Source organism: Streptacidiphilus sp. MAP5-3 (assembly GCF_041262505.1).
Classification (GTDB): domain Bacteria; phylum Actinomycetota; class Actinomycetes; order Streptomycetales; family Streptomycetaceae; genus Streptacidiphilus.
Genome location: NZ_JBGCCL010000001.1, coordinates 303,203 through 321,041, shown reverse-complemented (window position 1 = coordinate 321,041; position 17,839 = coordinate 303,203). Strand labels below are relative to the sequence as shown.

General features: G+C 70.7%; 15 protein-coding genes. 7 read left to right on the top strand and 8 right to left on the bottom strand.

From position 1 onward, the window contains the following. Positions 1 to 171: 171 nt before the first annotated feature. On the top strand, positions 172 to 4,008 hold the full coding sequence (locus ABH928_RS01410; RefSeq protein ID WP_370061851.1) for a Pls/PosA family non-ribosomal peptide synthetase: 3,837 nt from the start codon (positions 172 to 174) through the stop codon (positions 4,006 to 4,008). Between the two features lie 361 nt (positions 4,009 to 4,369). On the opposite strand, the gene ABH928_RS01405 is transcribed toward ABH928_RS01410, so the two are convergent. Continuing rightward, a complete protein-coding gene (locus tag ABH928_RS01405) occupies positions 4,370 to 4,621 on the bottom strand; it encodes a WhiB family transcriptional regulator (protein ID WP_030257455.1) in 252 nt (83 codons plus the stop codon). A 336-nt stretch (positions 4,622 to 4,957) separates the two neighbouring features. Further along, positions 4,958 to 5,905 carry a diacylglycerol kinase family protein gene (locus tag ABH928_RS01400; RefSeq protein WP_370060983.1) on the bottom strand — a complete coding sequence of 316 codons (948 nt, stop codon included), beginning with the start codon at positions 5,903 to 5,905 and terminating at the stop codon, positions 4,958 to 4,960. A 143-nt stretch (positions 5,906 to 6,048) separates the two neighbouring features. Here ABH928_RS01400 and ABH928_RS01395 point away from each other — a divergent pair, with 143 nt between their 5' ends. Continuing rightward, complete coding sequence (locus ABH928_RS01395) at positions 6,049 to 6,474, top strand: hypothetical protein (protein ID WP_370060981.1); 426 nt, start codon at positions 6,049 to 6,051, stop codon at positions 6,472 to 6,474. 13 nt (positions 6,475 to 6,487) lie between these two features. Here the strand turns inward: ABH928_RS01395 and ABH928_RS01390 are convergent, their stop codons facing one another. From ABH928_RS01390 to ABH928_RS01375, 4 genes are all read right to left on the bottom strand, one after another. Beyond that, positions 6,488 to 7,624 (bottom strand): RNA polymerase sigma factor SigF, encoded by a 1,137-nt coding sequence (locus ABH928_RS01390; protein ID WP_370060979.1) that lies wholly within the window; start codon positions 7,622 to 7,624, stop codon positions 6,488 to 6,490. A gap of 28 nt (positions 7,625 to 7,652) precedes the next feature. Continuing rightward, on the bottom strand, positions 7,653 to 8,066 hold the full coding sequence (locus ABH928_RS01385) for an anti-sigma regulatory factor (RefSeq protein ID WP_196192725.1): 414 nt from the start codon (positions 8,064 to 8,066) through the stop codon (positions 7,653 to 7,655). A gap of 261 nt (positions 8,067 to 8,327) precedes the next feature. Further along, positions 8,328 to 8,816, bottom strand: a complete 489-nt coding sequence (locus ABH928_RS01380; protein ID WP_370060976.1) for an N-acetyltransferase family protein — start codon at positions 8,814 to 8,816, stop codon at positions 8,328 to 8,330. Positions 8,817 to 8,845: 29 nt separating this feature from the next. After that, positions 8,846 to 9,115 (bottom strand): UBP-type zinc finger domain-containing protein, encoded by a 270-nt coding sequence (locus ABH928_RS01375; RefSeq protein ID WP_370060974.1) that lies wholly within the window; start codon positions 9,113 to 9,115, stop codon positions 8,846 to 8,848. A gap of 121 nt (positions 9,116 to 9,236) precedes the next feature. On the opposite strand from ABH928_RS01375, the gene ABH928_RS01370 reads away from it, so the two are divergent. The 4 genes from ABH928_RS01370 to ABH928_RS01355 all read left to right on the top strand — a co-directional run bounded on the left by ABH928_RS01370 (position 9,237) and on the right by ABH928_RS01355 (position 15,568). After that, positions 9,237 to 10,838, top strand: a complete 1,602-nt coding sequence (locus ABH928_RS01370; protein WP_370060972.1) for a Na+/H+ antiporter — start codon at positions 9,237 to 9,239, stop codon at positions 10,836 to 10,838. Positions 10,839 to 11,012: 174 nt separating this feature from the next. Then, complete coding sequence (locus tag ABH928_RS01365; protein WP_370060970.1) at positions 11,013 to 12,401, top strand: FAD-dependent monooxygenase; 1,389 nt, start codon at positions 11,013 to 11,015, stop codon at positions 12,399 to 12,401. Positions 12,402 to 12,788: 387 nt separating this feature from the next. Then, complete coding sequence (locus tag ABH928_RS01360; RefSeq protein ID WP_370060968.1) at positions 12,789 to 14,741, top strand: putative Ig domain-containing protein; 1,953 nt, start codon at positions 12,789 to 12,791, stop codon at positions 14,739 to 14,741. Positions 14,742 to 15,070: 329 nt separating this feature from the next. Next, on the top strand, positions 15,071 to 15,568 hold the full coding sequence (locus tag ABH928_RS01355; RefSeq protein ID WP_370060966.1) for a hypothetical protein: 498 nt from the start codon (positions 15,071 to 15,073) through the stop codon (positions 15,566 to 15,568). 97 nt (positions 15,569 to 15,665) lie between these two features. Here the strand turns inward: ABH928_RS01355 and sodN are convergent, their stop codons facing one another. After that, entirely contained in the window at positions 15,666 to 16,061 is a 396-nt protein-coding gene (gene sodN, locus ABH928_RS01350) for a superoxide dismutase, Ni (RefSeq protein WP_196192719.1), read from the bottom strand. Positions 16,062 to 16,233: 172 nt separating this feature from the next. Between sodN and sodX the strand changes: the two genes are divergently transcribed. Further along, positions 16,234 to 16,707 carry a nickel-type superoxide dismutase maturation protease gene (sodX, locus tag ABH928_RS01345; protein ID WP_370060963.1) on the top strand — a complete coding sequence of 158 codons (474 nt, stop codon included), beginning with the start codon at positions 16,234 to 16,236 and terminating at the stop codon, positions 16,705 to 16,707. 58 nt (positions 16,708 to 16,765) lie between these two features. Here the strand turns inward: sodX and ABH928_RS01340 are convergent, their stop codons facing one another. Continuing rightward, positions 16,766 to 17,335 (bottom strand): CGNR zinc finger domain-containing protein, encoded by a 570-nt coding sequence (locus ABH928_RS01340; protein ID WP_370060961.1) that lies wholly within the window; start codon positions 17,333 to 17,335, stop codon positions 16,766 to 16,768. Positions 17,336 to 17,839: the final 504 nt, after the last annotated feature.

Here is a 17,839-nt window from a genome sequence, read left to right as displayed (position 1 = left end):
TCGGCGCCGCTCAGGACCACCACCCGACGCCTGGCGAGAACATACGTGGAACAACAGAACTTCATCGCGCCCTCAAGCCACGCCGTATACGGCGTGGGCACCGTCCTGGCTCCGGCCTGGCAGACGGGCGCGGTCTGGCCGTTGGCGGACCCGGCAGTTGCCCGGACCCTCATGGACATCCTGGACGAGACGGCATGGCACCACCCCGACGCGCCCGCGCTCGACGCGGGCGGCACCGTGCTGAGCTACCGCGAGCTGCTGCGGGAGATCGACGGAATCGCGGCGGGGCTGGCCGGCGTCGGCATCGGACCGGGTGACCGGGTCGGCGTCCGCGTGCCCAGCGGCACGCCCGGCCTCTACCTCTCCGTCCTGGGCGCGCTGCGCGCCGGTGCGGCCTACGTGCCGGTGGACGTCGACGACCCGGACGAGCGCGCCGAGATGATCTGGACCGACGCGGGCGTCTGCGCCGTCATGGGCGCGGGCGAGGACGGTGGCCTGGAGGTCTGGCCAGGTCCCAGCCCCACCGGCGGCGAGCCGGGCGCGCCCCGGATCGGCGACGACGCCTGGATCATCTTCACCTCCGGGACCACCGGCCGACCCAAGGGCGTGGCGGTGACCCACCGCAGCGCCGCCGCCTTCGTCGACGCGGAGGCCCGGCTCTTCCTGCGCCAGGCTCCGCTCGGCCCCGGCGACCGGGTGCTGGCGGGTCTGTCGGTCGCCTTCGACGCCTCGTGCGAGGAGATGTGGCTGGCCTGGCGGCACGGCGCCTGCCTGGTGCCCGCACCGCGCGCACTGGTCAAGGCCGGGACCGACCTCGGCCCGTGGCTGGTCGAGAAGGGCATCACCGTCGTCTCCACCGTGCCGACCCTGGTCGCGCTCTGGCCCGCCGAGGCGCTGGACCGGGTGCGGCTGCTGATCGTCGGCGGCGAGGCCTGCCCGGCCGAGCTCGTCGAGCGACTCGACGTGCCAGGGCGTGAGTTCTGGAACACCTACGGCCCGACCGAGGCCACCGTCGTCGCCTGCGCCTCGCTGATGCGGGCCGGACAGCCCGTCCGGATCGGTGCGCCGCTGGACGGTTGGGAGCTGGCGGTGGTCGACCAGCAGAACCGGCCGGTGCCCTGGGGCGAGGTCGGCGAGCTGGTCATCGGCGGCGTCGGCACCGCCCGGTACCTCGACCCGGCCAAGGACGCCGAGAAGTTCGGCGCGATGCCCTGGCACGGCAGACCCGAGCGCGTCTACCGCTCCGGTGACCTGGTGCGTGCCGACCCGCAGGGACTGGTCTTCGTCGGTCGTGCCGACGAGCAGGTCAAGTTGGGCGGCCGACGCATCGAACTCGGTGAGGTCGACGCGGCGTTGCAGGCACTGCCCGGCGTCCGCGCCGCCGCCGCGGCGGTCAAGGAGACGCCCGCGGGCGGGCAGGTACTGGTCGGTTATCTGGTGCCCGAGGCACCGATTTCCGGCATCCCCGCGCAGGGCCCGGACGGCTCGCTCGATCTGGCCGCCCTGCGCACCCTGCTGCTGGACCGGCTGCCGCAGGCGCTGGTACCGGTGCTGGCCGTGGTCGCCGAACTGCCCACCCGCACCTCCGGCAAGGTCGACCGCAAGGCGCTGCCCTGGCCGCTGTCCGGCGGAGACGCCGGCGCGGGCGTGACCGGCGGACCGCTGCACGGGACCGCCGCCTGGCTCGCCGAGCAGTGGCAGGCCGTGCTCGGCGTCCCGGCCGGCCCGGACGGCGACTTCTTCGCCCTCGGTGGCACCAGCCTCGCCGCCGCCAAGCTCGTCTCGCTGCTGCGGGACCGCTACCCCGGCGCGTCCGTCGCCGACCTCTACCAGCAGCCCCGGCTCCAGGACCTGGCCGACCACTACGACGGCCAGGCCGACGACGTGGCCGAGCACCGCGAGGTGCGGCCGGTGCCGCGCTGGGTCGGGCTCTACCAGGCCGTGGTGCTGGCCGTGCTGTTCACGGTCACCGGTCTGCGCTGGGTGCTGGCGCTGGCGGCGGTCGACGACGTCATAGGGCCGCTGCCCTGGGCGCCGTACACCTCCTGGTGGCTGATCGGCGGCGGCTGGCTGGTGCTCTCCAGCGCCTTCGGGCGCGCCCTGATCGGCGCGCTCGGCGCGCGGCTGCTGACGGCCGGTCTGAAACCCGGCAGCTACCGCCGCGCGGGCGCGGCCCATCTGCGGCTGTGGACCGCCGAGCGGCTGGTCGGCGCGTTCAACATCGGCTCCGTGCTCGGCACTCCGCTGGCCCGCCGGTACGCGCGCTGGCTCGGCTGCCGGGTCGGGGACGACGTCGACCTGCACAGCATGCCCCCGGTCACCGGCATGGCCGTCTACGGCGACGGCTGCGCGGTGGAGACCGAGGTCGACGCCGCGGGCTGGTGGCTCGACGGAGACCTGCTGCATCTGGGCACCGTCCGGATCGGACGCGACGCCCGCGTCGGCACCCGCACCATGCTGATGCCCGGCGCGGAGATCGGCTACAACGCCGAGGTGCTGCCGGGCAGTTGCGTGGTCGGCAAGGTCCCGCCCCACACCCGCGTCCACGGCAACCCGGCCCGGGCGGACGAGCGTCCCGTGCCGTTCGAGGAGCAGTGGCCGGCGCCCGCGCACCGGCGCTCGCGCTTCTGGAACGTCGCCTACACCCTGGCCCTGCCCGGCTTCCAACTGCTTGCGCTGGTCTCGGCGCTGCCCGCCGTCTACGCGCTCTGGGTGCTGATAGGGACCGACCCCTCCTACAGCGGCGTCTTCGACCGGCTCGTGCTGGCGTCGGTGCCGCTCGCGGTCGTCACGATGCTGGTCTACGCCCTCTGCGTGGTGGTGACGGTCCGGGTGCTGTCCGTCCCGATCAAGCCGGGGCTGCATCCGGCCCACGGCAGGGTCGGCTTCTGCGTCTGGGCCGTCCACGGGCTGATGGCCTCCTCCCGGGTCATCCTGTTCCCCTTCTACGCGAGCCTGTTGACACCGCTGTGGCTGCGCGCGCTCGGTGCCAAGGTGGGACGCAAGGTCGAGGCCTCGACCGTGATCGGCCTGCCCGGCCTGATGCGCGTCGACGACCACGCCTTCCTCGCCGACGACAGCATGGTCGGCTCCTTCGCCAGCCGCGGCGGCTGGCTGCGGCTGGGCGTGTCCAGCGTCGGAAAGCGGTCCTTCGTCGGGAACTCCGGCATCGTCGCGCCCGGCCGGGCGCTGCCCGACGACTCGCTGGTCGGCGTGCTCTCCGACGCGCCCGCCGGCGCCGAGCCCGGCAGCTCCTGGTTGGGCCGTCCGGGCATGCGCGTCCAGCGCGTGGTGGAGGGCGGCGAGGACACCGCCCGCACCTACGACCCGCCGCGCCGACTGGTCCTGGCCCGCGCCTGCGTCGAGCTGTGCCGACTGCTGCCGGTGCTGATCGCGGTGCTGCTGGGCGACATGGCGGCGACCGGACTCCAGGCGCTGTTCGACTGGGACGGCCTGACGCTCTGTGCCGCACTGGCCGGGGTGCTGCTACTGCTTCTCGGGGTGACGGCCTGTCTGATCACCACCGCGGCCAAGTGGTTGCTGATGGGCCGGTTCCGCGAGAGCCAGCGCCCGCTGTGGTCCTCGTTCGTCTGGCGCAACGAGCTGTTCGACACCTTCGTCGAGGAGCTGGCCATGCCGTGGCTGGGCGGCTCGTTGATCGGCACCCCCTTCTTCACGGCCTGGCTGCGCAGCCTCGGCACCGAGATCGGCCGCGGCGTCTGGTGCGAGTCGCACTGGTTCCCGGAGACAGACCTGATCCGCATCGGCGACGGAGCCACCGTCAACCGCGGTGTGGTGGTGCAGACCCACCTCTTCCACGACCGGCTGATGCGGATGGACCTGATTGACGTCGAGGCGGGCGCGACCGTCGGCCCGCACTCGATCGTGCTGCTCGGCGCGACGCTGGGAGAGGGGGCCGTGGTCGGCCCGTCCTCGCTGGTGATGCGCGGCGAGTCGGTCCCGGCCGGCACGCGCTGGCTGGGCAACCCGGTCCGCCGCTGGACCTGACCGCGGCGGCGGGGGACGCCGCGGAAGGGCCTGAAGACAAAGCGAGGCCCTGCCGAACGGGGGGGAGGTTCGGCAGGGCCTCTTGACCTGCTCCGGCCGTCGGGGGGAGTCGGCCGGAGCAGGGGCTCTGGTGTGAGGGTTGCGCTCTGTGCACGGCACGAACGACTGCCCTCGGCTCCGACGGTATCAAATCCGCGGGGCCGGTGAGCAACGCAACGGGTGTGCGTTGCTTTGGAAAGTGCGGAGCGCGGTCACAACGTTGTGGTGACGGAAACGCCACGGCACTCGATCACAAGTTGATCAAAGGTGGTACAGGTGCAGGATGGTGCAGGCGGTGCAGGCCTTGCGACTACGCAGCGTGTCAGGCGGTACGAGCGCGGTTGCGGGCGGCGCGACGCTTCATCGCACGACGCTCGTCCTCGCTCATGCCACCCCAGACGCCCGCGTCCTGGCCGGTCTCCAGCGCCCACTGCAGGCAGCTCTCCATCACGGGGCAGCGACGGCACACGGCCTTCGCCTCCTCGATCTGCAGCAGGGCGGGGCCAGTGTTGCCGATCGGGAAGAACAGCTCGGGGTCCTCTTCCCGGCAGACGGCACGGTGGCGCCAGTCCATGATTGTCCAACTCCTCTAAAAGGCAGGGGGTGCCCCACCTGCGTCAATGGCAGCTTGTGAATGTGAACGCTTTCACGAACCCATGGGCGGGCGCAGGGCCGACGGGTGAGTCGGCGCGCGGGTGCTCGCGGCGTTGCAGTGGATTCGGGCGACTCAGGCGGGTTCCGGTAACGGACTGTCCCGATCGCCAGGTAAAGGTTCGCAAACCTCGACCCCGGATACAACCCCCTTCGGGTAGGAAATTTTGATTCGTCGGTGTCGCTTGGGTCACACCCAGTACTTCGATGGAGTGAAGGCACTCGTGCGTTCGAGAACAAGGCCAGATGGCCCTTCCGTTCACACAATCACACGCAGTGCCCGAGATACACCTGTGAAGCTGATGGTCTTCCGCTCTCCAAGGTGGTCCCCGTCGACCTGGAATGGCAGCGGTTCCTGCGAATGCAAGGTGAATTCGGCCAGATCGTGGTAAGCGACCACGTGTTTGCCGTGCGGACCGACCCCCGTCGAGTCCAGGAGCTGCGGGATCGTGCGTAGCGTCTGGAGGAGTGACATCCGGGTCATGCCGAAGAGGTCGAGGTTCGTGTCGAACCCCGCCTCGGGCGAGGCGTAGACCGGTCGGTTCCCCAGGTAGGTCCACGGTGAGGTGTTGGAGACTATGGACACCGCCAGGCCCTCGACCGGTTCCGTCCCGTCGGCACGGAAAGTGATCGGACCGTCCTTCCGGCGCCGCCGCTCCCCGGCGAACGCGCGCACCGCCTGCCCGACATAGAGGGAGTGCGTCGACCGCCGACCGCTGCGCCGCGCCTCCTCGACCCGGCCCACCACGCCGGCGTCGAACCCGAACCCCGCGGTGAAGGTGAACCACCGGTCCGGCAGCCCCTCGCCTCCGGCGCGCCCGAGGCTGATGGAGCGCGACCGCTTCTCGCTCAGCGCCTGCAGCAGTTGCCCGGTGGCCTCGACCGGATCGTTGGGCAGCCCGAGCGCCCGCGCGAAGACGTTGGTGCTCCCGCCCGGCACGACGGCCAGTTTGGGCAGGTGTTCGCCGGGGCCGTCGTGGAGCAGTCCGTTGACGACCTCGTTCACGGTCCCGTCCCCGCCGAGGGCGACGACCAGATCGTGCGAGCCGTACCGCGAGACCTCGCGCGCGAGGTCTCGCGCGTGCCCGCGGTAGCCGGTCGCGGCGACGTCCAACTTGAGGTCGTTGGCAAGGGCGTGCGTCAGAACATCCCTGGTCCGACTGCTGGTGGTAGTCGCTTTCGGGTTGACGACCAGGAGGGCACGCATGGCCACAGATTACCTATAGGACCTACAGGTCTCGCACGCGCACGCGGTTGCCCTGCCCAGGGGTATGGGGCCTTCGGCACGCGAGGCAGTGCAACTGCCTGCCCAGGAGAAGGTGTCCGTGAGGCACGAGCTAGCCTGGTGCGGTGACCGCGAATGCCACTGTGACCGCCAGCCCCGCTGCCGTCCGTCCCTGGACGTTGATTGTCGGGGCCTGCTTCTCTCTTGCCCAGGGCGTCGTCATTGCTGCCTACGGCATCTTCGTGATGGTCGGCCCGCTGTCGGCCACCGCCAAGACCGGTGTCGGCATGGCCGAGTACGCCGGGAGCATCCTGCTGCTGATGGGGCTGCTGCCCCTCGCCGCGGGTCGCGCGCTGCTCAAGCTGCAGAAGTGGGGCCGCAGTCCGGCCGTCATGATCGACACGCTCTGCCTCGCGGTGACCTGGTTCACCGTCCAGAACGGCGGATCCCAGCTCGCGCTGGGCGTGGCGATCGGCGTCGCCGGCCTGCTCGGCGTCGCTCTGCTGCTGCACCCGAGGACCACGGCTGCGCTGTGGCCCTCGGGTCGGTGAGAGCAGCTGAACCTCACTCCTCGATGAGGAGCTTCTCCCGGAGCTGGGCGAGCGTGCGGGCCAACAGCCGGGAGACGTGCATCTGCGAGATGCCGACCTCGGACGCGATCTGCGACTGCGTCATGTTCCGGAAGAACCGGAGCACCAGGATCCGCTGCTCGCGCTGCGGCAGCTGAGCCAACAGCGGCTTGAGCGACTCGCGGTACTCCACGCCCTCCAGCGCGTCGTCCTCCGCGCCCAGGGTGTCCGCGACGGCGGGGGACTCGTCGTCGGTGTCCGGCACGTCGAGCGAGAGCGTGCTGTACGCGTTGGCGGACTCCAGGCCCTCCAGCACCTCCTCCTCGGAGATGCCCAGATGCTCGGCCAGCTCGTGGACGGTCGGGGAGCGCCCGTGCCGCTGCGACAGCTCGCTCGTCGCCGTGGTCAGCGCCAGCCGCAGCTCCTGCAGACGGCGGGGGACCCGGACCGCCCAACCCTTGTCGCGGAAGTGGCGCTTGATCTCGCCGACGATGGTCGGAGTCGCGTAGGTGGAGAACTCCACGCCGCGCTCGGGGTCGAACCGGTCCACCGACTTGATCAGGCCGATGGTGGCGACCTGGGTCAGGTCGTCCAGCGGCTCGCCGCGGTTGCGGAAGCGGCGGGCCAGGTGCTCGACCAGCGGGATGTGCATCCGCACCAGCTGGTTCCGCAGTTCCACCCGCTCCGGTGAGCCGTCGGGCAGCGACGCGAGACGGACGAAGAGCGCCCGTGCGGCCTCGCGGTCCGGCGCACCGTGCCGCTGCGGCCCGGGGACCCGGACGCCCGGACCCCACGCCTCGGCGGGCTTGCGCGCCTCACTGTCGCTGTCTCCCTGGACCTCGACCTCGACCTGGACCTCGACGACCTCGACCTCGCCGTCGACGTCGCTCTCCGCGTCGACGTCCGGGTCGGCCGCGTCGTCGTCCTCGGCTGCGAGGTCGAACTCGTCGGTCTCGTCGGTCGCGTCCTTCTGCTCGGGCGCGTCGGACTCCGCCACGAACGCCCGCGCCGCGTCGGCGCGTTCGGGATCGTCCGCGAACACCCTTGCCTCCGTCTGCTGCTGGTCGCCTGCGTCCGCCTGCGCGGGCACGACGGCCCGGTCGGCTCCGGGCTTGTGGTTCAGGTCTCTCACCGCGATCCCCCGCTCCCGTCTCCTCGCGTCATGGCTGGCCGGGGCCGGCACCGCGCTTCTTGTGCAAGCTGATGGTCACCGTCCGGTCCGGCTCGACCGTCGACTCCACCTCGCCGGCCAGTGCGGAGAGCACCGTCCAGGCGAAGGTGTCGCGCTCGGGCGCGCGGCCGTCGGTCGTGGGCGCCGACACGGTCACCCGGAGCGAGTCGCCGACCAGGCGGAACACGCAGCTGAGGACCGAGCCCGGCACGGCCTGCTGGAGCAGGATCGCGCAGGCCTCGTCGACCGCGATGCGCAGGTCCTCGATCTCGTCCAGCGTGAAGTCCAGCCGCGCCGCAAGACCGGCCGTCGCGGTTCGCAGAACCGAGAGGTAGGCACCCGCCGCGGGCAGTCGGACCTCGACGAAGTCCTGCGCGTCGGGCTCGCCGTCGATCTGGGACACCCTCACCTCCGTGCTGTGCTGTTGGGTGGAGCTGTGCTGTTGCCTTCGCCGGGCGTTGCTGCCTGGCTCGTGCCGGGGAGCGACGGGCTCACCGGCCCGTGACCGGTGACGCTATCGCGATCCCGTGCGTCGTGTCGCCCATCCTGGGAGCGAGGCCCCTGTGGTGACTCATAGTAGGTCTCCATATACGCACCGTGGCAATGGGGGTGACCGAATCTTGTCCCGGGAAGGGAAAACCCGTACGTGCCGGACGCCGGTGGCTCAGTGCGCCTGTGACGCCAGGGACTCCAGCGCGGTGCCGGTGAGTCGGTGGACCGTCCACTCCTCCATCTGCGCCGCGCCCAGTGCCTTGTAGAACGCGATCGAGGGCTCGTTCCAGTCCAGCACTGACCACTCCAGTCGGCCGTAGCCGCGCTCGACGCAGATCCGCGCCAGCTCGGCCAGCAGCCCCTTGCCGTGACCGCCGCCGCGCGAGTCCGGGCGGACGTAGAGGTCCTCCAGGTAGATGCCGTGGACGCCGGTCCACGTCGAGTAGTTGCGGAACCAGAGCGCGAAGCCGACCGTGCGGGCCGCTCCGTCCTCGATGTCCTCCGCGACGTGGGCGAAGGCGGCGGGGTGCTCGGCGAAGAGGGCGTCATGGAGGTGCTGCTCGGTGGCCTTGGCTTCGGGCAGTGACTTCTCGTAGTCGGCGAGCTCCCGCACCATGGCGTGAATCTCGGCGACGTCGTCGGGCGTTGCGGGTCGGATCATTCTTGAAGCCTAAAACGCCGGAGGGGCGTTCACACCAGCCGCTGGTCCTCGAAGCACCAGCGCCAGCCCTCGCCCGGCTCGAAGCTGCGCATCACCGGATGCCCGGTCTGCGCGTGGTGCTCGCTGGCCCTGCGGCCCGGGGTCGAGTCGCAGCAACCGATGTGGCCGCACTGCAGGCACTTGCGCAGGGCGACCGGCCGCTGGCCCAGCTCGCGGCAGTGCTCGCAGGTGGAGCTGAGCTGCGTCGGCTCCTCGTGCGGCAGTTCGGCGAGGTGCGGACAGGCGCGTGCGGGGGACATGGCCTCAGGGTACGGCGGTCGACGGTTCCCGTGTGGTTCTGTGAGCCGGTGAGGACGACGGGACGATTCGGACATCGCGTCGCACCGGGCCGGGAGTGAGGACGCCAGGAGTGAGGACGCCGTGAGCGGACCGAGTGCGCTGCTGGTGCTGGTGGCGGGCAGCGCCACCGTGGCGGGCGTGGCCCGCCGTTTAGGGCTCTCCGCGCCGCTGTTGCTGGTCGTCGTCGGGTTGGGTGCCGCGTATCTGCCGGGGGTGCCCGACTACACGCTGGCGCCGGACGTCGTGCTGCCGCTGGTCCTGCCGCCGCTGCTCTACTCGGCGGCGCAGGACGCGTCGTTCCGCAGCCTGCGCCGGAACCGGCGGCCCGTGCTGCTGCTCTCCATCGGCTACGTGCTGTTCTGCACGGTGACCATGGGCCTGGTCGCGCACGCGCTGATCCCGTCGCTGCCGCTGGCGGCCGCGTTCGTCCTCGGTGCGGTGATCGCGCCGCCGGACGCCGTGGCCGCGACGGCGATCGCCCGCAAGGTCGGACTGCCGGCCCAACTGGTCTCGATCCTCCAGGGCGAGAGCCTGGTCAACGACGCGACCGCGATCACCGTCTACCGGGTCGCGGTCGCGGCGGCCGTGGGGGAGGGGTTCTCGTTCGGCAGCGCGCTCGGGGAGTTCCTGCTGGCCGCGCTGGGCGGGACGGCGGTCGGGCTGGTCCTGATGCTGCCGTTGCAGTGGCTGCGGTCCCGGCTCCGGGATCCGCTGCTGCTCAACACCTTCTCGCTGCTGGTCCCGTTCGCCGCCTATGCGGCGGCGGAGGCGCTGCACGCGTCCGGCGTGATCGCGGTCGTGGTGGTCGGCCTCTACCTCGGTCACTACGCGAACTGCGTGGACTTCGCGGTGCGGCTCCAGGAGGAGTCGGTCTGGGCCATGGTCTCGTTCGTGCTGGAGTCGTCCGTCTTCGCCCTGATCGGCCTCCAGCTGCCGGTCGTGGTACGGCAGGTGGGCGGTTGGTCGGTCGGGCAGCTGACGGTCTGGGTGGTGGTGCTGCTGGTCGCCCTGATCGGGCTGCGGTTCGTCTGGTCCTGGCCTGCGACCTATCTGCCGGGCCTGCTCAGCAAACGGATCCTGGAACGGGAGGGACGGCCCTCGTGGACGCGCCCGTTCATCGTCGCCTGGGCGGGGATGCGTGGTGTGGTCTCGCTGGCGGTGGCCTTCTCGATTCCGGAGACGACCCACGACGGATCCCCCTTCCCGGATCGGGATCTGCTGCTCTTCCTGGTCTTCACACTGGTCATCGGCACGTTGCTGGTGCAGGGGCTCACCCTCCCGTGGCTGGTGCAGCGGCTCCCGCTGCCGCAGCGTGACCGGCAGACCGAGACGCTGCGCGAGGCCCAGGCCCAGTACGAGGCCAGCGCGGCGGCGGAGGCGCGGCTGGACGAGTTGCTGGAGGACCCGCGCAACCGCCTGCCCGAGGCGCTGGAGGCACGGCTGCGCCGATTGTTGGACCACAGGCGCAACGCCGTCTGGGAGCGGATGGGCGCACCCGTCCACGAGTCCACCGGCGAGTCGGTGGACAGCGCCTACCGCCGCCTGACCCGGGAGACGCTGGCCGCCGAGCGCCAGGCGTTGGACCGGCTGCGCGGGGAGGAGCGGATCGACGACGAGACGTTGCGGCGGCTGGTGCGTCAACTGGACTTCGAGGAGGCGCTGATGGTCCACGTCGAGGAGTGAGCGGCAGCCGCGCGGGTGCGGGTGCGGGTGCGGATGCGGGTGCGGGTGCGGATGTGTGCGGTGCGGGCCCGGTGCCCCGGCGGTCAGCGTGCGGCAAGGGCGCGGTCAGCGGTGCGGGCGACGCTCGTTCCGGAGCGCGGCAGCCGAGGCCGCGTACGACGGACGAGGTGAACCATGCAGCAGCACACGATGCAGCAGCACACCCCTGCGACAGGCGCCACCACTCCCGCCCTCCGGGTCCTGATCTCCGGCGCCAGCATCGCCGGGCCTGCCCTGGCGCTCTGGCTGGGGCGTTGCGGCCACGACGTCACCGTCGTGGAACGCGCCGCGACGTTCCGCGAGGGCGGCGGCGCGGTCGACTACCGCGGGTCCGTGCACCGCACGGTGCTGGAGCGGATGGGCGTCCTGACCACCCTGCGCGGTCTGGACACCGGGATGGGCGAGCAGGTGCTGCTCGACCCGGACGGCCGCGAGCGGCTGCGGCTGCCGGCCTCCTTCATGAGCGGCGAACTGGAGGTCACCCGTGGCGACTTGGCCCGGACCCTCTACGAGGCCAGTCTGCCGTTCGCCCACTATGTCTTCGGCGACTCCATCCGCACCCTGACCGAGCATGCGGACGGTGTCACCGTCGAGTTCGAGCACGGCCCCACCCGCGAGTTCGACCTGGTCGTCGGCGCGGACGGGATGCACTCGGTGACCCGGCGGCTGGTCTTCGGCGAGGAGTCCCGCTTCCGTCGCGACTCCGGCTGGTTCTTCGCCACCTTCTCCACCGATCTGTCCACCGATCCGTCCGGCGAGCTGTCCACCGATCCGTCCGGCGAGCCGGCGGCCTCGCTCGGGCTGCGCGACTCCGGGGTGATCTGGAACGACCCCGGGCGGATGGTCGGGCTCGCCAACACCCTGGGCGAGGACGGCGCGATGCTGGTCTTCCACGAGCCGGGACTCCGCTACGACCACCGGGACGTGACCGGGCAGCGGGAGATCGTCCGCGAGCGCTACGCCGACGCGTCCTGGTCCGCCGTCCCGGCGGTGCTGCGGTCCGTCGGGACGGCGTCGGACTTCTACTTCGACTCGATCAGCCAGATCGTGATGGACCGCTGGTCGCAGGGGCGCGTGGTGCTGCTCGGCGACGCGGCCTGGGCGCCCGCGCCCGGCGGCCTCGGCAACGGCCTCGCGGTGGTCGGCGCATACGTCCTGGCCGGGGAGTTGGCCAGGGAGCTCGGCGCCGGTTCGGAACCGGCGGCTGCCGTGGCTACGGCCTTCCGCCGTTACGAGGAGCGGATGCGCCCGTACGTGACGGGATGCCAGAAGCAGGGCAGGGGAGCCGGACCGTTCCTGGCCCCCGCCACGGCGGGCAGGCTCCGGCAGCGCAACCGGATCTACCGGATGCTCTGCAGCCGGATGATGCGCGGCTTCTTCGACCGCCTGACCACCCGGCAGGCCGAGGCGATCGACCTGCCGCTGTACCCGCTCCCCGCTTGCCTGTTGTCGGAGATCGTCAGCGAGCAGCCCCGGCCCGTTGCGGACAAGGCCCGTGCGCATGCGGTGCATTCCCAGGCTTGATATCTGCCATAGGCGTACACGAAGCGACAATCCCCCAAGGGGCGGGGCAAGAAACCACTGAGCGGCGGGCTACGCGCGTCAGACCGCGCTGAGCTCGCCGTTTGTTCACTCGCGGGTCAGGTGTGAGTCGCCTTGTGATTTCTTCCTGTGAGACGCCTGTTGACCCAAATTCGACAACCCTGCTTTGCTGTCCCCCACGAAGACGGAGAGCACCACAACAAGTGGTGACAGTATGCCAACTCGCATGGTTTGCATCTGAGTTGGTGTGTGCGAGCTGGTCTGACGTCTTCGGTTCTCCCAGGGCAAGCGGGCGCTCCAGCTGAGCACGCGAGGGTCATCCCCGAGCGGTCTCCACAGCGCCCGCGACGAGAGAGGAACGCTCCCCACATGCGCAACACCCGCTTCAGAGGCGCGGCGCTGGCCGGCATAGCCTCGCTGTCCCTCGCCGCGGCAGGGCTCTCCTTCGCCGCCTCCCCGGCGATGGCCGCGAGCGGTGGCCACCACGACTCCGGCCAGGCGCACCACAACGCCGCCATGGTCGGCAGCAACGCCACCATCAACAACGAGTTCAACCCGTACAGCTCTTCGCTGAACGCGAGCAAGGCCGCGGCCCTCAAGCAGTACGAGGCCCAGCAGCGCAAGCGCCTCGCGAACCAGGCGACCGCGGCGGCCACCGGCCAGGAGACCCTCTCCTACGGCGGCGGCACCGACGGCGTCGGCGTCATGGACGGCCACGTCAAGGTCTACCTGGTCTTCGACGGTACTCAGTGGGGCGCCCAGGGCACCAACGCCAAGGGTGACTCCACCTTCACCGGCGACGTCGACGGCGCGGCCCCGGTCGCCCAGGAGATGTTCAAGGGCATCGGCACCGGTGGCGAGACCTGGTCGGCCGACCTGACCCAGTGGTGCGACGGCGCGAGCGTCGTCTCCGGTGCGACGAGCTGCCCGAGCAACGCCAGCTTCGTCCCCTACCAGAGCGGCGGCGTTCTCTCCGGCGTCTGGTACGACAACTCGGCCGCCGAGCCGAGCAACGCGACCGGCAACCAGCTGGCCCAGGAGGCCATCAAGGCCGCCGGCCACTTCGGCAACACGTCCTCCGCGTCGAACCGCTATGCGTACTACGTCATCCTGTCGCCGCACGGCACCGACCCGGACGGCTACCAGGACCCGAACACCGGCTACTGCGCCTGGCACGACTGGAACGGCGACACCAGCCTCAGCGGTGGTGCGGCGACCTCGCCCTACGGCGACATCGCCTTCTCCAACCAGCCCTACAACATGGACGCCGGCCAGAACTGCGGTGTGGGCTTCGTCAACGGCGCGTCCGCCGGTGAGCTCGACGGCTACACGATGACCCTCGGTCACGAGTGGCACGAGATGATGTCGGACACGTACCCGGCGGGTGGCTGGACCAACCACGTCTCCGGCTCGTCCTACAACGGCCAGGAGAACTCGGACGAGTGCGCCTGGCTGCAGCCGGGCACCGCCGGCGGCGCCGCCAACGTCACCATGGGCACCGGCTCCTTCGCCGAGCAGGCCAGCTGGTCGAACGACACCAACTCCTGCGCCATCTCCCACACGATCCTGACCCACGGTGGCGGCACCGGTGGCAACACCGTCACGGTGACGACCCCGGCCGGCCAGTCCGGCACCGTCGGCACCGCCGCCTCGCTGAAGGTCACCGCGTCGGACTCGGCCACGGGTCAGACCCTCGCCTACGCAGCGACCGGTCTTCCGGCCGGCCTGTCGATCAACTCCTCGACCGGTCTGATCTCCGGCACCCCGACCGCCGCGGGCACCTCCTCGGTGACGGTCACCGTGACCGACGGCACCGGCGCCAAGGGCACCGCCACCTTCTCCTGGACCGTGGCCGCCGCCCCGACCGGCTGCACCTCGGCCCAACTGCTCGGCAACCCGGGCTTCGAGACCGGCGCCGCCGCCCCGTGGACCACGACCGCGGGCGTGCTGAACAACTCCTCCCAGGAGCCGGCGCACGCCGGTAGCTGGGACGCCTGGCTCGACGGCTACGGCACCGCCCACACCGACACCGTCTCCCAGACGGTGACGATCCCGAGCGGCTGCAAGGCGACGCTGAGCTACTGGCAGCACATCGACACCACGCAGACCGACGGCACCGCGCACGACACCCTCGTCGTCACGGTGAACGGCAACACGGTCGGCTCCTTCTCCAACCTGGACGCCAACACCGGCTACAGCCAGGAGAGCTTCGACCTCTCCTCCTACGCCGGTAAGTCCGTGACCATCACCTTCACGGGCACCCAGGACGGTGCGGCGAACACCAGCTTCGTCCTCGACGACACCGCGCTGAACGTCTCCTGACGTCCAGTCAGTCACCAGCACCACCCGGGGGTCGGCCGCTGGCCGGCCCCCGGCCTGCGTCCCGGGGTTCGGAGGCACTCGAGGGGGGTGCCTCCGGCCCGGCCCGAGTGATCCGACTCATCCGGCTGATCTGCTGAGACGCAGGAGAAAGAGGGAGTGGGAGGGGAACCGATGCGCAGGCCTGCGCATCCAATCGGCAGTTGTCCGTGAAGTGGATACTGCCCGCACAGAGGAGCAAGCACATGACCAAGGCCCGTACTTCTGACGCTGGTACGCCCGGGGCTTCGAGCCCGTCCGCTCCGCGGTCGTCGAAGCGCAGTCTTGTCGCGGTGGCGGCCCTCGGTCTCGCCGCAGGCCTGGCACTGGCCGGCTGTTCGTCCTCCGGCTCGTCCTCCGGCTCGTCCACCGGGGCGACGGGCTCGGCGTCCGGCTCCGCGACCGCCGTCGCGTCTCCGTCCGCCTCCGCCTCCGGGGCCGGAACGAGCGGCGGCACGACGCCCACCGGCACGGTGGTCAAGCTCGACGAGAACGCCAAGGGCACCACGATTCACGTGCCCGTCGGCGGCTCCGTCCTGCTGACCATGCACAACATCACCTGGAGTACGCCGCACGTCTCCAACGCCGCCGACCTGTCGCCGCTCGGGCTGCCCGAGATCGGCCCTGGCACCGACTGCCACCCCGGCAGTGGCTGCGGCACCAAGACCACCCGCTTCGTGGCCCGCCAGGCCGGGACGGTCACCATCACCGAGACCCGCACCTCCTGCGGCGAGGCCCGCCGCTGCACGGACGGCCAGGGCACCTACACGGTCACGGTCGTCGTCGGCTGACGCGCGAAGGCGCCTGCCGCGCGGGAACGACGAAGGGCCCGGCCGATTGCTCGGTCGGGCCCTTCGCGGACAAGTCTCAGCCTCAGAGTCCGTGGACTCAGGCCTTCTTGGTCTCCCAGAAGATCTTGTCGATCTCCGCGATCAGGTCGAGCGCCTTCTGGCCCGTCGCCGGGTCGGTGGAGGCCTTGGCCGCGGACAGGGCCTTCAGGGTGTCGTTCACCAGCTGGCTCAGCTGGGGGTACTTCTCGAAGTGCGGAGCCTTGAAGTAGTCGCTCCACAGCACGGAGACGTGGTGCTTCGCCAGCTCCGCGCGCTCCTCCTTGATCACGGTCGCGCGAGCGCGGAAGTGCGGGTCCTCGTTGGCCTGGTACTTCTCCTGGACGGCCTTGACCGACTCAGCCTCGATGCGCGCCTGAGCGGGGTCGTACACGCCGCACGGGAGGTCGCAGTGAGCGTGGACAGTGACCCGCGGTGCAAACAGCCGAGAGAACATGGGAGTCCTTCCTGTGATCGTCTTCCCAGGAGGAGGTTACCGCCGAAAGGCGTCGGACTCGCGTCCGCCCCGGAGGCTTAGGGCAAAGGTCGTAGAAGAGAGGTGGACTTGCCCCGCAGGCTTGCGAAGATGGAATCGAACGGGTCCCGAGCGGTGGGCGAGGATGAACGGAATGGCCGAGCGGATGGGTGAACCCGGCGGGCAGCCGCAGCTGCGGCTGCCACAGGAGCCACCGGAGGGCGGGTCGGTCACCGGTCGGTTCGGCGTGCTGGTCGTCGATGGACCGTCGATGGCGCCCACGCTGTCCCATGGCGATCGCCTGATCTGCCACTACGGCGCGCGACTTCGGCCGGGGGCGGTGGTGGTGGCGCAGCACCCGCTCCGCCAGGACCTGATCGTGGTCAAGCGCGCGGTGGAACGTCGCCCGGGCGGGTGGTGGCTCCTCTCCGACAACAGCGCCGTCGAGAGCGACAGCCGTGACTACGGCCCGGTGCCGGAGGACCTGGTCCTCGGCCGCGTCCTGCTCCGTTACGCCCCACGCCTCGCCTGGCTCGCCCCGTCCACCTGGTGGCAACCGGCGCTCCGCGCCATGCCGTACGCGATGTCCCGCCGCCTCGGCGACTTCCGCCGGCTGCCGAGCCTGTAGGCAGAGCCCCGCGCCGCCCCGCGCCCCGGAAAGTGCGACTACCGGCGGTAGTGCGTCTTCACGCGGAAGCCGCTTCGCGCTTCCGCGCGCGGTACGCCGCGACGTTCGCGCGCGTCGCGCAGCGGTCGCTGCAGTAGCGGCGGCTGCGGTTGGTGGAGGTGTCGAGATACGCGTTGCGGCACGGCGCCGCCTGGCAGATGCCGAGACGGTCCGCGCCGTGGGCGGTGAGGTGCATCGCCAGGCCCATGCTGGCCAGTGCCGCGTACAGCGAGGTCGCGGTCGAGGCGTTCTCCGCCAGATGCATATGCCACAGCGGGCGGCCGTTCTCGTCGAGGTAGCCGTGGCCCGAGATGACCGGGCTGACCGGGTACTCGATCAGCAGCTCGTTGAGCATGTCGACGGCGCGCGTCTGGTCGCCCTCCGCCGCGGACTCGAAGACCGACCGCAGGCGGTTCCGGACCGCCCGCAGCTGCGGGACGTCCGCCACCTCGACCAGCTTCGTGCCCCGGCCGCCCGCGCTGAACAGGCGGCGGACCTCGTCGACCGTGGTGAGTACGTCCTTGCCGCGCTCGGGTTCCTCGGTGTTGACCAGCCTGACGGCGAACTCCGCGTAGGTGGTGAGTTCCATGAGTCGTCCCGAGGTGTCCGTGGCCCGTGAAAGCTGACAGACCGGCACCGACTGCCGTCGGTGGTACCGCGTGGTGGGCGCAGTGTGGTGCCGGGTGGTACTCGCTGGTAATGACTGTACTCTCAGCCAGGGTATTACGATCGGTTCCGATGCGCGTACCTCCGGGTGCGGACAGCGTCCGCAGTATGGCGGTTGAACGGAACATGTGATGAACAAGACCGAATCTCGAGCGGCCTCATTGCCCAGGATCGAGGCGACTGTGCCAAAATCAGCTCACGGGTGACCCCCGTCAGTCGAGTAGGCCCACCGGATCGGCACCGATCCGGGCGGTGTGCAGGACCGGAAGCACGACAGCGCTCCGGATCCGAGGCACCGGTCCGCAACCCGGCCTCTCGCCGCGCGCGGTGTTTTTACTGTTCGTCCCATTCGTTCATATTTGCTGGTTCGCGTCCCGTCTTGTGCGGGCGGATCTCACGACGCGACCGAGCATGGACCCCGAACCTG